This window comes from Candidatus Hydrogenedentota bacterium (genome assembly GCA_019637335.1).
Taxonomy (GTDB): domain Bacteria; phylum Hydrogenedentota; class Hydrogenedentia; order Hydrogenedentales; family JAEUWI01; genus JAEUWI01.
The window spans coordinates 1-14,745 of the sequence record JAHBVV010000015.1 but is presented as its reverse complement, the minus strand read 5'-3'; the positions used below and the strand labels follow the sequence as shown (position 1 = coordinate 14,745).

The window sequence follows — 14,745 nt, the reverse complement described above, 5'->3', positions numbered from 1 at the left end:
CTAGACTGGCGGCGACCTTGGGTCTTTTTCTTGAGGAGACAAACCTTGGCTGTATTAAAGACCTTCCGCCGATTGTTTTTTCGCCAACCTGCCGCCCTGTTATTGTTGATGCCCTGCGTCCTGCACGGTTGCGCGGGGTCCGAGACCGAAACGCTGGATACCGATGCCGCGCGCCAGGCGGCGAAACCCGCGCGCGCCCCCCAGATCGACTTCCTGAAGTACGAGCGCATCGGGAATCCGCCTCCGGAGGGCGTCCTGGCGATGATCACGCATCTGGACATCGTCGATCTCGATCAAGACGGCCTGCCGGACGTGATTTTCTCCGATGCGAATACCAACACGGTCTGCTGGCTGCAGCAGAAGCCAGCGGGGACCTTCACCGAGCGCGTTCTTGCGGAGAACATCAAGGGCCCCACCCACTTGAGCGCCGTGGATATCGATCAGGACGGTGATCTGGATATCCTTGTGGCCTCCATGGGTATCGTGCCGCCCAGCAATGAAGAAATCGGCGCGGTGGTGGTGCTTGAGAACGATGGCCAGCAGCGGTTCACCGTCCACTATCTCGCGGAGGGAATCGCGCGTGTCACGGACGTGCGCGCTGGCGATTTCGACGGCGACGGCGACCTGGATTTGGTCGTGGGCCAGTTTGGTTACGAGCGCGGCGAGATTCGATGGATGGAAAAACTTGATGAGGACTGGCTCTATCGGAGCCATAACCTACTGAATCTCTCCGGCACGATTCATACGCCCGTGGCCGACATGGATGGCGATGGCGACCTCGACATCGTGGCCCTGGTATCTCAGGAATGGGAAGAGGTGTACATCTTCGAGAACGATGGCAAGGCCAATTTCACCGCGCACCGGGTTTTCGGATCCACCAATGAGGATTTCGGGAGCAGCGGGCTCAACCTGGCCGACCTCGACGGCGACGGCGACTTGGATATCCTGTTTACCAATGGCGACTCGTTCGATTATCAACCGCCGGGCCCGCGACCGTGGCATGGAATTCAGTGGCTGGAAAACAAGGGCAACCTGGAGTTCGAGTACCACCGGATCGATGATTTCGCGGGGGCGGCTTCGGGGCACGCGGTGGATATCGACAACGACGGCGACCTGGATATCATCGTCACCAGCTCGCTGGGCCAGGACGAGAGCTCGACCGACGCCAGCATCATCTGGTTCGAGAACGACGGCAAAATGAATTTCACGCGGCGGGATATTACGCGCTATCCGGCCCATCTGATTGTTATGGCGCCCGGCGATATCGATGGCGACGGGCGTGTGGACTTCGTGACGGGATCCTACCCCACCGCACAGCCGTATGATCGGGAGAATCGAATCTCGCTCTGGCGCAACCACTGGGGCGAGGCCTCACCGGCCGAGTCCGGGGAGGCTCCATGAGTATGGCCGGTGCGAAGCCCGCCTCTTCTACGCTGCGCGGGCGCGTGATAGCCGTTTTATCCGCGGCCGTCCTGGTTGCCCTGGCCGCCGCCGCCTGGCGCGTGACGCAGGCCCGGCGAGAGGCCGCCGAGACCCTCGCCCGGCTTCCCGAGCGGCCGGAACTGGATGCGAGCCGACAGAAACTCGCGCCCCTGCTGGATTCGGCGATTGCGCGCGTTCAGGCGGACCCGTCGGCCGAGAATGTGGGCGAGCTCGGGCGCATCTACCAGGCCAATTACTATTACGATGAGGGGGCGGCCTGTTACGAGCGCGCAATGACGCTTGACCCGCGGGAAGCGCAATGGCCGTATCTCCTGGCGTATGTTCGCAGTATGAAAGGCGACATGCGGGACATTGATACGTTGTTGGATCGGACAATCGCCCTGGATGGGACCTATCTCCCGGCAATTCTCCGGCGGGCGGACAACCGCTACAAGGCCGGCGATGGGGAAGGCGCCAAGGCCGACTACGCGCGCTGTCTCGACCTGCACGTGAACAATCCGTATGCGCGGCTGGGGCTTGCGCGGGTCGCAAAGGATGCCGAGGACTGGACGACGGCGGAGCAGCACCTGCGTTCGCTTCTGAGCGCCCACCCCCAGTTTGGCGTCGCCCACCGGTTGCTGGCGACGGTGTACGAGGCGCAGGGCAAGGAAGAGGAGCAGAAGCGCGCGCTGGCCTCGACCAATCTGCTGGGCCGCTTCGAGGCGAGTCCCGATCCCTGGGTGGATGGCCTGGACCGGTATTGCTTTCACGTGGACCAGTTGTTGACGAAGGGCTTTCACGCAAACGACCGGAAACGGCCCGAGGAGGCGGTGGCGTACTACCGGCGGGCTCTGGAGCTCGACCCGGATAACTTCGAGGCAAACTCGGAACTGGGCGAAATGCTTCAGAAGATGGACCGCTTTGCGGAGGCCGCGCCTTACCTGGAGAAGGCGGTGTCGCTGCCGGCCCGCAACACGCCGCGGGATGGCGAACTGAGCTTGAACCTGGGCAACAACTACTACTGGCAGGGCCGTTACGAAGAGGCGATTCCGCTCTTCCAGAAGGCGCTGGAGTTGGATGCGACCATGGAGCCCGCGCACCATGGCCTGGCGGGCTGTTACCTGGAGCTCAAGCGCCCGCTAGACGCAATCCCGCACTGCGAGAAGGCGCTCGAACTCCGGCCCGAATCCTTTGAGGCCCGATACAACTGGGGCCAGGCCCTCCTGCAACTGGGTGAGGTGGAGGCGGCCATGGTGCAGTACGCCGAGGCGGCGCGGCTGGAGCCTTCTCTGCCCTCCGCCGAATACAAGGCGGGCACGTACTACTACGAGCGGGGCGAGATGGAGAAGGCGATTCCCTACCTGGAGCGCGCGCTGGAGCAGGCGCGTTCGGGCGGGAACCCCCAGCTGGCGGCGCGCATTCAATCGCTACTTGGGCGCTGATCCCGGCTCGTCAGCGCGCGATCAGGGAAAGGCCCAGGAGCGCGACCATGCCGAGAACCGCGTAGCGGAAATGCGCCGGACTGAGCAGGCGATCGATGTGGCGCCCGGCGTAAAGCCCCGCTATCACGCCCGGCGTGGCGGCGGCGGCATAGGGCAGCACGCCGGTGTGCACATTTCCCGCCAGGGCGTGGCCGATAATGATCAGCGTGCCATTGGCCAGGAACACCGCCTGCAGGATCGCCTTGAACCGCGCCCGGGGCCAGCGCAGCCAGTCCCCATACAAAATGAGCGGGGGGCCGCCGGTATTGAACGCGCCGCCAAGCACGCCCGTGCAGAGCCCGGCGGCCAGGCTCGTCGCGATATTGCCTGACCGCATGTTCGCCCGGGGCCGCAGTCGCGGTTCAATGGCCGCCACATAGACGGCGTACGCCACGAGCACCGCGCCCACGGCCCGCATAATCCAGGCGGGATTCAGGCTTTCCAGCGCCCAGAGCCCCAGCGGCACGCCGGCCAGCGCACCGGCCATGATCCGGCCCACCTCGCGCCAATCCACGCCGTGGCGGTTGAGGTGGAAGATGTAGATCGTGGTGGGCGGCCCGATCAGCGCAAGAACAGGCGCGGCTACCTGGAGCGGAAGCACAAAGGTCAGCAGCGGCATGGCGATCAGCATCGAGCCGAAACCGACCGCGGACTGCGCCATGCAGCCAAGGAACAGGGCTATGAAGACAACCGTGTAGATGAGCATTTACAGCCTTGCGGGAAATGGGGCGGCGGCTGGGTGGATCTATCGCCGCACGATGGCGGCGCACCAGTCCTCCGCGAGGCGGAGTTCGGTCCAGGTCTGGCCATTTTCCGTGGTGAAGGGCGCATCGAAATCGGCGACCTCCTCGCCGCGATCATTGAAGACGTGGACTTCGTGTTGCGACGCGTCGCCCCAGCCGAATTTGCCGCTGACCTTCGTGATAATCCGTTCCTCGCCGATGATGTATCCCGCGTGCAGCTCGAGGGGCGTGATCGGGAACATCCAGGAGGTGATCGTCTTGTGCGTCGGGGTTACGGTCATGTCGTTGTACCAGTGGTACACGCAGCCGTAGTCCAGCGCGGCGAGCATGGTTTCATAGGCGTCCTGCTGGCTGTGTTCGGTCAGGTGGTCGCCGAGGGCGATGGGCGAATACAGGTGCGACAGGGTGCAGTTGGTGATGCTGCCCGTTTCGACGAAGCAGGGAAAGTTCAGCTCGGCCATCGCGCGGGTGTACGGCGCGCCGTTGCCAACGAGGGGGCCGCGAGACTGGATGTACTTCGCGAGGCGCACCCGCCAGTCCTCCGTGAGCAGGGTGACCGAGGACTTCAGACGCCGTACTTGCATCGTCCTCGGGTCGATGTCGCCGGTGAAGCGGTCCCACGGCTCTCCGTAGTGGTACTGCGCGCTGCTGTACTGGTGCTCGTCCCAGTAGACGCCGTCCGCGCCGATTTTGTCGAGGATGACATCGACGTTCTTCTGAACCTCCGCCCCGTAGCGGTTGCCGGTCATGGGCAGGTACAGCCGCTGGTCCTCCTTGCCGTAGTCCGCCTGCTTGCCGTCGGGCCGCAGGATGCGCGCGTCCGCAAAGCGTTCCGGCCCCTCGTCCGTGACGTCGAGGAAGCAGTGGAAATAGATCATGTACGTGGCGTCGTACATCCCGCGCCAGCGCGCGAAGGAGGTCACGTAGGAGTCGTGCTCGACCTGCTGGAATGCGGTGCCGTGCGCGTAGCGGCCCTGGTAGTTGGAGAAAATCGTGGCGCAGACGTACTCCGGGTCCTTCCACTCGAGAAAATTCTTCACCTGTTCGTCGGACCAGGCGTCCGTCAGCGGTCCGGAGCGCAGGAAGGCGAAGCCGCCGTCAATGGTGAAGTTCGCGTCCATCAAGCGCCGCGCGCTGTTAATAAACGTGTAGTAATCCGGCGCGTCCACCGGAACGATGCGCCACTCGGCGGTGTAGCTTTCGCCCGGCGGCAGCACGAGTTGGTTGTCCGCCACGCCGATGACGCCGTCGATGCCGTAGTTTGTACTGTGCACGCGGAAGACGTCGTCCGCCGCGATAAGGCCCAGTCCCCAGCCGCCGGCCGCGGCGAAGGTCGTGCAGTTCGCCGGGGTGTGTGTGCTCCCGCTTCCGCCCGGCTGTTCGAGGCCGGCGATCCAGAGGCGTTTCAGATTGTCGCCGAGGGACGCTTCGTGCCGGTGCATGATCCCCAGGTTTTCCTCGGTGAGGTTGGTGAACGTGTCAAACACGGCGACGCCTTCGCCCCGCTGCTCGATACGGCGGTGGTGTCGGAAGTAGTCGTTCGAACCGTGGACCCAGGCCGGCGCGGGCGTGGAGAAGCGGCTCTGCACGGTGACGCGCGCTTCGCCGAAGGCCAGGGCGATGGTGGCGTCGGGACCGGCCTCGGCGGTGTAGGCGACGCGCAAATCCCGCCGCGGCGCGATATTGGGAAGGGGGCCGGTCGGGGGGCCGGCCTTGGCCTGTTCCGGCGGCGGCGGGGTCTGGAACACGAGGGAGCCGTTTGCGGCGTGGAGCACCTGCTGAATGCGTTCATCGGCGCTGTGCCGCACGGCGAGCGTGTTCGCGCCATCTTTCAACAGATCGGTGACATCCAGCTCGAACAGGCAGGGTACAACGCCGCCCTGGAGCCCATAGAAGTCGTTGGTGTTGGGCGCGTCGAAATCGGGGCTGTAGTACGTGGAGAACTGGTCGCCCGCATACATCGAATAGACCGCGCCCCCGCGCGAGGTCTCGCGGAGATCCTTGTTCATCAGGCGATTGCCCGCGATCGGCTGATCGTTGAGCACGAGCCGAAGGGCCTGGGTGTATCCGGCGACCTGATCGAAGTGGAGCCGGGCCAGGAGGCGAAGGACCGCCTGACGCCCCTCCGGAACGAGCGGCGCCTCAAACATAATCGTCTCGGACTGGCCCTGCGCGAGCTCGATCGCCTCGAAAACAGGAAAGGACACCGCGCGCTCCGCCGCGACGCCATCGGTCCCGGCCAGCGCCATCGGCTGGAGACGGTCTCGCGCGTGGGACCAGGCCGCGCTGCCTATCGTCAGCATGGTCTCCTGCCGGGCCTCGCCGCCATCGGTGTCGCTCAGGCCGATCTCGATCCCCAGGGGCGCGCCCGCCTCCGGGGGCAGGCCAAGGAGTGCCCAGGGAATGGCCGCCTCGAGTATCCACCCGGTCGCCGTCTGGGCCGAGGCCACCAGGACGCCGCCGGTATCGAGACCGCGCGGCGTGTAGCAGAAGGCCTCCGGACGCGTGTCCAGGAGGGCGTCGCCGGTGCTCTGGAAGTTGCCCGGGCTGAGCGCCAGGTGAAACTGCCCCGCGCCGAAGTCCGGGCGATCCGGTTCGGCGTCGGGCGTTACATCGATGTATAGTTCGATATGGTCGCCCTGCCAGATGCCGGACGCGCGCTGGCCCTGCACGATCGCGTCATCCGTCACCTCGGCGGCGAGAAACAGATATTCCGCGCGCCACGCGAGGCGCACAACGCCGCTGAGGTCTTCCGGGCCGGCCCACGCCCCTACGCCGTGCGCGACCTGCTCCGGCTGGTCAATGGTGATCGCGCCCGGCACGGCGGACCAATCCCCGAGCGCGGCGTCCACGGCAATGGGCGGATCCGGCTTCAGCGGAATGCCGATCGTGGTCTGGGCTGTGCTGGAGACAATGGCGAGCAGGTAGAGCGGCAGGAGAATTCGGAACATGGGAAACAACCCTCAGGTTCGGCGGGAAATGGCGAATATGCCCGTATTATGGACTGGAGCGGTCCAACGCCGCCAGCCGGCCGCGCCAAACCGCGTCATATCATCGCGCCAGCACGGGGCTTCCCGCCGGAGCGACGATTAGATCGATGTGGGAGGTCGCGTAGTCCTCGACGAACTGCCGGCGCTCCGGGGCGTCGCTCGCGGCGGCGCGGGCCTGTTCGAGGGCGGTTTCCGCGCCCGCCACGTAGCCGTCCACCCGTTCCGCAACGAGCGCGATGGTTGCGCTGTCCACCCTGGCGCTCCACGCGTCCACAAGCGCCTCCCGTTGCTTCCGGATCTCCGCGAGTTGGTTCGCGGCGGCCCGGATCGCGCGGTTGGACACGTCCGGCGGCTCGACCGGTATGCAGGCGAGCCCGTGGCGCGCGAAGATCGCGAGATAGACGCTCCAGGGGTGGTACGCGCCCATCATCGCGGCGTAGTGCGTGTGGTTCTTCAGCGCGGTTGCGATGGGCTGCGCCTCGAAACGATCCAACAGCGTGATGCCGAACAGCTGCAAGTGCGGATCCCGCAGCACGTGCGCCAGGGCGTACCCGGCGGGAATGGTGACGTGGGCGGCGCCACAATCGGGATCGATACACCGCGCCAGCGTGGCCAGGGCCGCATCAAGGTCCTTTACATGCTCCAGTACCTCTTCGCAGAACACCAGACCATACGGCTCGAACGGCGGCGCGGTAGCGTCGGTATCTTCCATATTCATGTCGCGGACCGCGGTCACCGCATCCTCGCCGAAGAGGCTGGAGAGGTTGAGCCGCGCCAGCGCCCTTTTTTCCGCGTTGATCTCCCAGCCCTCGCACCACGCCGCCCCGAGCCTGCGCGCGCCAACCAGCGCGCCGCCCGTGCCGCACCCGAGATCCAGAAATCGCCCGCCCGCGATGTTCTTGCCCGCGCCGCGCAGGCGGTCGGCGATCGCCTGAACCGTGCGGATGCCCTTGCGGTTGCCGCCGATCAATGATCGGAACAAATGATCGCGGAAGACCGGGTCGCCCGAGGCGGGGTGCCGGTCAACCAAATCGCGCACCGCCGCATGGTACGCGGGCGTAATGTGCAGCGCGTCGAGATCGGGAGCGGGTGCGGTGGCCGCGCGCTCGCGCCGCAGTGAAAGCGTTCGGACGGCGATCGGCGCCTCGCCGGCGCGCAGCACAATCATCAGCCGCACGTGATCGGGCCGGGGCTCGGGGATGGGAATCTCCCGGGTGAGCACATGCCAGTCACCGTCGCCCGGGTGGGCCAACTGAAACACCTGGTGCGGGGCCTCCTCCGCCGCGTCGGGGTGGAGGTAGACATTGAGGCCCGCCGCGCCCCCGCCCGATGCGCGCAACTCCACCGCCACAACGAAGCGGTCGTACGGATCGAGGCGGGGCGTGGCGCAGCGCTGGACGAGGTTGCCCGGCCGCGCGCTATCGGCGCGCTGAAACACCACGTGGGGATCCGGCGGGCCCGAGACAGACTCCACCACCAGGTTCCACGTCTCCCAGGGATCGCCCAGCCGCACGGCGGATGCAACGGACGGGCTGGCAAGCAGTTCGATGTGATCCATGGCGGCGCGCATCCGGTCGTGGGTGGTTGGGGGTAGATGCGGGCATGGTAACACCAACGCCCGCGCGTGACAAGCAGGCGATTCGCCCGTTGACCGGCGCCGCCCGCCACTGCCATACTCCCGAGATTAACGAACCGCAATCCGGGAGGATGTGTCATGCGTTCCTGTTTGATGTTGCCCGTTGTCCTGGCGGCGATCTTGCCCGCGGCCCTGGCCGAAGCGGCGTCCTTCCCGGGGCCCGGCGCCCGGCCCAATATCATCCTGATTATGGCGGACGACCTGGGCTACGGCGATCTGGGGAGCTACGGCCAGAAAGTGATCCAGACGCCGCACCTCGACCGGCTCGCGGCGGAGGGCACGCGCTTCACCCAGTGCTACGCCGGCGCATCGGTATGCGCGCCGAGCCGTTCGTCGATCATGACCGGGATGCACAACGGGAACAATCGGGTCCGCGACAACATCCCGCACTATGTTTTTCTGCGGCCGGACGACGTGACGGTGGCGGAGGTGCTGAAACAGGCGGGGTACGCCACGGCCGCGATCGGCAAGTGGAGCCTGGGCAACCCGGGTTCGTGGGGCATGGCCCACCTGCAGGGTTTCGACTACTTCTACGGCCACCTGGACCAGGACCAGGCGCATTTTTACTATCCGGATCACCTGATGGAGAACGACCGGGTGGTGTTGCTCTTCGGAAACCGCGCCGAGAAGCGCGGGCAGTACACGCAGGATCTATTTACGGAAAAGGCGCTCGAGTTTATCGAGACCAACCGCGACAATCCCTTCTTCCTGTATCTTCCCTACACCCTGCCGCACTGGTCCGACTTCCCGAAGGACACGCCGGAATCGCAGATCGTGCCGTCCGACGCGCCCTACAGCGACCGGGACTGGCCGCAGACGGAAAAGAACTTCGCGGCGATGGTCACCATGCTCGATCGCGATGTCGGCCGTATCGCCGCGCATGTGAAGGAACTGGGCCTGGAGAGTAACACCCTGATCCTGTTTACGAGCGACAACGGCCCGGATCCCACGGATAGCCACGACGAGGAGTTCTTCGACAGCAATGGCGTCTTTCGCGGGCACAAGCGCCAGAACTATGAAGGCGGGATCCGCGTGCCCATGATTGCGCACTGGCCGGGCCAGGTGCCCGCGGGCCGGGTGAGCGATCAGATCTGGGCGCACTACGACATCCTGCCGACCCTGGCCGAACTGGCCGGCCTGGAGCCAACCGCGGACGTGGATGGCCTGTCGATGCTGCCCGCCCTGCGCGGCGAGGAGCAGGTTGCGCAACATACCTACCTGTACTGGGATTACGGCCATTGCCGCGAGGTCTTCATGCAGGCCGTGCGCGCGGGGGATTGGAAGGGCGTCCGCAACGGCGTGGACAATGCCCTGGAACTGTACGACCTGGCGAAGGACCCCGGCGAGACCAACGATCTCGCGGCGAAGCACCCGGAAGTGGTCCGGCAGCTGCTTTCCTACATGGACGAGGCCCTGACGCCCTCGCCGGACTATCCGATCGGAGAGATCTACGTCCGGAAGGACTGATGGAGTCGGCGCGAACGCGGTGCGATTATTTTTTGGGGGCTGTAAGTTTTCTCGGAAAGGAGCGGGACGCCATGTTTCGCATGGGACGGTACGGGGTGGTGTGTTTTCTGGCGTGTGTGGGCGGGCTTCAGGCTGCCTCGGCGCCGCTGGTGCTGGTGGACGGCGGCAAGAGCGGCTACGCGATCTACTCGTCGCCCGCCGCGAGCGCGCCGGAACAGTACGCGGCCACCGTGCTCCGGGACTACGTGGAGCGCATGAGCGGCGCGCGCCTGCCTCTCGTACGCGAGGCGGATGACGCGGGCAAGGTCATCTACGTGGGTTTTGACGGCGCGCCCGCATCGCTTATCGGCGATCTGGACCCCGCCAGCTTCGGCAAGGAGGAGTACATCATCCAACAGGTGGGTGATGCCCTGCTCATCGCCGGGGGCGCACCGCGCGGCACGCTCTACGGCGTGATCGGGTTGCTGCGGGACCATTTTGGATGCCGGTGGTACACGCGCGACGTGACGAAGGTTCCCGAGATGATGACCTTGCGGGTGGACGGGCTTCCCGACCGCCAGAAACCGGCTTTCGTCAACCGCGAGCCATGGTACCGCGAAGTTCACGACGTGGATTTTGCGGTGTTCAACCGGATCAACCCCTCGATGGTTCCCATTCCTGAGGAAAAAGGCGGTCGCTACGTCATCTATCCCTTCGTGCACACCTTTAATCAGCTCGTTCCGCCGGAGGAGTACTTCGACGCGCACCCCGAGTACTTCTCGCTCGTGGACGGCGAGCGGCAGCGCGAGGGCAACCGGGTGCAGCTGTGTCTGACGAATCCCGATGTGCTGCGCATCGCGACGGAGCGGGTGCTTCAGTGGATTGCGGAACATCCCGAGGCCGATTTGTTTTCCGTCGACCAGAACGACGGTTACGGCTACTGCGAGTGCGACAACTGCGCGGCGATCGACGAGGCGGAGGGCAGCCACGCCGGCACGCTGTTGCATTTCGTGAACCAGATCGCGGACGTGGTGGCGGAGAAGCATCCGGGGGTGGAGCTCCAGACCCTGGCCTATGTCTACTCCGAGATTCCGCCGAAGCACGTGCGGCCACGGGACAATGTCACGATCCGCATGTGCCACTACGAGTATTGCCAGGCGCATCCGATCGGGCAGTGCGACGACCACGAGGTGTTCGTGGAGCGGCTCGAAGGCTGGAGCAGAATCACGGACTCCATCACCATCTGGGATTACTTCACCAACTTCCGCCACTACCTGATGCCCTATCCGAATCTGGAATCGGTCATTGCGCACCCGCGTTTCTACGCCGAGCGCAACTGCATCGGGCTCTTTGCGCAGGGCAACAACGTGCGCCCGCACGGCGGCGGGGAGTTCTCCGCGCTGCGCGCGTGGATCTTTGCGCAGCTCATGTGGGACCCGTACGAGGATGGCCGCGCGCTGATCGACGAATTTGTCACCAACGTCTACGGCCCGGCGGCGCCGCACATTGCGGCTTACATCCGCGAGGCGCACGAAGCCGTGAAGCCTGCGGACATGCGCTTCAGCATCTTCGCGAGCCTCGATCAGATGGCCTACCTCACGCCCGCCTTCCTGGATAGCGCCGACGCGCACTTTGCGAAGGCGCTGGATGCGGCCCAGGGCGATCCCGCGCTGCTCAAGCGCGTGGAGCTGGCCCACCTGCCGATCCACTACGCGCGACTCCAGTTTTACGCGGTCGGCGGTGCGGACTACCTGAGCCGCGACGCCATGCCCGGGACCCTGGCGACCTTCAAGCGCGTTATGGCGGAGCACGAGATCGGGCAGTTCGGCGAACAATTCGGCGCCGAGACGATTGCCGCGTTCATCGCCGAGGTGGAAAAAGCGCCGGAATACATCACGGACTGGCGGGTGATCGGCCCCTTCGACAACCAGGACCGCGCGGGCTTCGACACCGCCTATCCGCCGGAGATGGAAATCGCCCTGGAAAAGACGTACACCGGTGTGGGCGGCCAGACCGTCCGCTGGCAACCGCTAAAGCCCGGCCGCACGGGATACGTCGATCTGGCGCGCATCATGCAGCCCAGCGAGGATGGCGTCGCCTACGCCTACCGCGAATTCATCGTCGAGGAGGATACCGCGCTGAAAGTGGCGCTCGGCAGCAACGACGGCATCAAGCTCTGGCTGAACGGCGCGTTGCTCCTCGAGAACAAAGCCAGCCGCACCGCGCGGCCCGGCGATGAGCACGTGACGCTGCCGCTGAAGAAGGGGAAGAACACGGTGTTGCTCAAGATAGACCAGATCGGCGGCGGCTGGGGATTCTACTTCGCCGTGAAGGAGTAGGGCGGGCGTCCCGCCTGTCCAGCACAGCAGGGACGGCTGGGGTTTCAGAGACAGCAGAGACAACAGGGACAACAGGGACGTATCCGGCTCCCAACGCAATGTTAACAGCGCGCTGTCCGATTCCGTCCCTGCCGTCGCTGATGTCCCTGCCGTCCCTGTAACGCCTATGGCTGGCGCGCGATGGCAATATGCACCGGCGTCTGGCCGTCCACGGTCACCGGCAAACCGGCGCGTAGTTCGGCGCCGGTCGTGGCGGCCCCATCCACCGTATACTGGGCGTCCTCCGCCACCGTGAACCATTCGGGAAACTGATTGAGGCGCGGGTAGTCGTCTGGCATCTCGAAGTATTCGCTGTGGCGCGGGATATCGAAGCGTATCGTTCCCTCCCAGGGCCAGTCGGCGGAGACCGCGAGGTACAGGCCGCCGTTTTCATCCGGTACCGCGCCAATACGCAAATCATTGCGCCAGGGCTCCAGGTAGCAACCTTGCGTCTTCCACAGCGCCCACATCAGCGCCGTGCGCGCGAAATTGCCGTCGCCGTGCCAGCCGGCCACCACGCCGGTGTCGCGTTGCTTCGCCAGCAGCCGGACGGCCATGTAGTCCGCCCACTCGGCCGCGGCGGGTTCCGGCAGGCGGTTCATCAGGTTCAGCCCGCCTTCCAGCGAATCCGCGATGCCGTCGGCGATGTCGCCCTCCCAGGGGAAATCTTTGTTCGCCATAAGGTTCTGCAGCGTGAAGCGCACCGCCTCCTCGAAGCGCGGCGCATCATCGACCTGCGCGACGACCAGAAAGGCGTTGTAGTTGTAGCCCCAGTTATCCGTGCGGTCCTCGTCCAGAATTTTCCCGTCACGCGGGTCGATGCGGTTGTAGAGCAGCCCGTGCGCATCGCGTCCGACCTCCAGGATGCGGTCGAGGATCCGGTGCATCTCGGGTTTCCAGCGCGCGTGGCGCTCGGCATCTTCCTTCGAGGCGATGTAATACACCTCGGAGAGCCCGCCAATCACCTCACAGCCGTGATCATCGAGGCGCAGCGCTTCCGCCTCGATGGGGGAGTGGTGATCGAGGAAGTAGGCGGCAAGTTGGAACGCCCGGTCGCGGTATCTTTCCTCGCCGGTCATCCAGTAGACCCGCGCGTAGCCCTGCATCAGTTCCCCGCACACCTCGTGCGATGTGGACGGCAGCTTCCCGACTTCCGTGTCGATTTCCGCGTGCTCCCAGATGCCGTCCAGCAATTCGATCATCCGGTCCGTCCACGGACTCGGCCCGAGGAGTTCGTTCAGTGGCAGGAGCCCGTCCTTCACGTATTCGCTCGCGCCGAAAATGACCGCGGCCATGTCCGGCTCTTCCGTCCGGAAGGACTGGGTCGCAAAGACGAAATCGTCTGGCAGCGCGCCCACGCGGTTCGTCAGCCGCTGCTCGGCGCGCAGCATGTCGTGCATGCGCCCGTCGAAAAGCGCGCGGTTGGTGTAAAACGCCGACAGCACCATGAACGGATAGTTGTCCGCCGCCGCGTCCCGCGCGTTCCAATAGAAGTCCTTCGCGAGGTTGCGCGGGATCAGCCCCGAAACCGGGTCGGCGTGCTGCAGCCAGCCATCGACAAAGCGGGAACAGGCCAGAAACGCCTGGCGCGCCTGCTCGCCGTTCTGATCGGCGTCCTGCCAGGGATCGGCCAACGCGGGAGTCGCGAGGAGCAGGGCAATAGAGAGAAAAGACTTGGCGCGCATGGCGGCCTCCTTTCCCGGGGGGAGCGGTGTCCGGTCCCCCCCGGACAGACTCATGGTGGCACAGCGGGGCGGGAGGGGGCAACATGCTTTCTCCACATGTTCTGGAGTAGGTTGCTTTGCATAGCGACACCATTGTGTGACAGTGCTCTTGATTCACGCAAAGGCGCGAAGACGCGAAGGGAACATGCGTTGGGGCTATTTCACATCCTTCACGCACCGGAAGCCCGTCAGGTAGTTGCTGCAACCGTCCGCAGGACAAGCGGAACCGTAGGTCGTCGCACAACGATACCGAGCAATCGGCTGCTTGCGACTATCGATACTCCATACGAGATCGGGCGCGTTCAGTCTTCTGGTGCTTCTGCGTGGAGCTTCAGTCCCAGTGCCTCGACAACCTTCAGAATCGTGTCGAAGCTGGGGCTATGGTCCCCGGACAGCGCCCGGTAGAGGCTCTCGCGGGACAGTCCAGCGTCGTGTGCGACCTGGGTCATACCTTTGGCGCGGGCTATATCGCTCAGGGCCTTGGCGATGAACGCGGCATCTCCATCGGCCTCTTCGAAGCAAGCCTCGAGATAGGCGGCCATTTCCTCGGGGGTGCGGAGGTGTTCCGCGACATCGTATTGGGTTGTTTTTGTTTTTGGCATGAAATTCCTCCGAAACGTTTCTCGCAAGGCGCAGTGCGGTCTTGATGTCTTTGGACTGCGTGCCTTTATCTCCGTCGGTCCTTCGTTACTTCGTGGACCCCAATTGATCGAATCCCATCAAGTATGAAGGTGAGAACGAATTGACGTTCCAGCGAGGCAGCCAAAGCTTCTGTTCTTTGAACGCTAAAAGCACTTCTTCCAGGTCGGCCTTCGAACCCAAACCTAAAATAGGAAGGATCCTTTGAAGGTAGGCGACAGAGCGAGATCGGGCAAAAATCTCGAAGACGGATGCACTACGATTAATGTACAACAACGTGTCCGGA

10 protein-coding genes are annotated in these 14,745 nt (G+C 64.6%); 4 read left to right on the top strand and 6 right to left on the bottom strand.

Annotated features, from left to right (window positions below; genetic code table 11):
- Nucleotides 1-45 precede the first annotated feature (45 nt).
- Both KF886_15975 and KF886_15970 read left to right on the top strand, forming a co-directional pair.
- On the top strand, nucleotides 46-1,401 hold the full coding sequence (locus KF886_15975; protein ID MBX3178853.1) for a VCBS repeat-containing protein: 1,356 nt from the start codon (nucleotides 46-48) through the stop codon (nucleotides 1,399-1,401).
- Entirely contained in the window at nucleotides 1,398-2,864 is a 1,467-nt protein-coding gene (locus KF886_15970; protein ID MBX3178852.1) for a tetratricopeptide repeat protein, read from the top strand. Before KF886_15975 ends, KF886_15970 begins: the two co-directional genes overlap by 4 nt.
- A gap of 10 nt (nucleotides 2,865-2,874) precedes the next feature.
- Here the strand turns inward: KF886_15970 and KF886_15965 are convergent, their stop codons facing one another.
- From KF886_15965 to KF886_15955, 3 genes are all read right to left on the bottom strand, one after another.
- A complete protein-coding gene (locus tag KF886_15965) occupies nucleotides 2,875-3,609 on the bottom strand; it encodes a sulfite exporter TauE/SafE family protein (GenBank protein MBX3178851.1) in 735 nt (244 codons plus the stop codon).
- A 39-nt stretch (nucleotides 3,610-3,648) separates the two neighbouring features.
- Nucleotides 3,649-6,597 carry a hypothetical protein gene (locus tag KF886_15960; GenBank protein MBX3178850.1) on the bottom strand — a complete coding sequence of 983 codons (2,949 nt, stop codon included), beginning with the start codon at nucleotides 6,595-6,597 and terminating at the stop codon, nucleotides 3,649-3,651.
- Nucleotides 6,598-6,697: 100 nt separating this feature from the next.
- Nucleotides 6,698-8,194 carry a methyltransferase domain-containing protein gene (locus KF886_15955; protein MBX3178849.1) on the bottom strand — a complete coding sequence of 499 codons (1,497 nt, stop codon included), beginning with the start codon at nucleotides 8,192-8,194 and terminating at the stop codon, nucleotides 6,698-6,700.
- Nucleotides 8,195-8,350: 156 nt separating this feature from the next.
- Between KF886_15955 and KF886_15950 the strand changes: the two genes are divergently transcribed.
- Nucleotides 8,351-9,739: an arylsulfatase gene (locus KF886_15950; GenBank protein MBX3178848.1), complete on the top strand. Its 1,389-nt coding sequence runs from the start codon at nucleotides 8,351-8,353 to the stop codon at nucleotides 9,737-9,739.
- Between the two features lie 71 nt (nucleotides 9,740-9,810).
- Complete coding sequence (locus tag KF886_15945) at nucleotides 9,811-12,057, top strand: DUF4838 domain-containing protein (GenBank protein MBX3178847.1); 2,247 nt, start codon at nucleotides 9,811-9,813, stop codon at nucleotides 12,055-12,057.
- Between the two features lie 164 nt (nucleotides 12,058-12,221).
- Here the strand turns inward: KF886_15945 and KF886_15940 are convergent, their stop codons facing one another.
- The 3 genes from KF886_15940 to KF886_15930 all read right to left on the bottom strand — a co-directional run.
- Nucleotides 12,222-13,781 (bottom strand): hypothetical protein, encoded by a 1,560-nt coding sequence (locus KF886_15940; GenBank protein ID MBX3178846.1) that lies wholly within the window; start codon nucleotides 13,779-13,781, stop codon nucleotides 12,222-12,224.
- Between the two features lie 341 nt (nucleotides 13,782-14,122).
- On the bottom strand, nucleotides 14,123-14,422 hold the full coding sequence (locus KF886_15935; protein MBX3178845.1) for a putative addiction module antidote protein: 300 nt from the start codon (nucleotides 14,420-14,422) through the stop codon (nucleotides 14,123-14,125).
- An 85-nt stretch (nucleotides 14,423-14,507) separates the two neighbouring features.
- The coding region (locus KF886_15930) for a hypothetical protein (protein MBX3178844.1) at nucleotides 14,508-14,745 on the bottom strand (238 nt) is incomplete at its 5' end.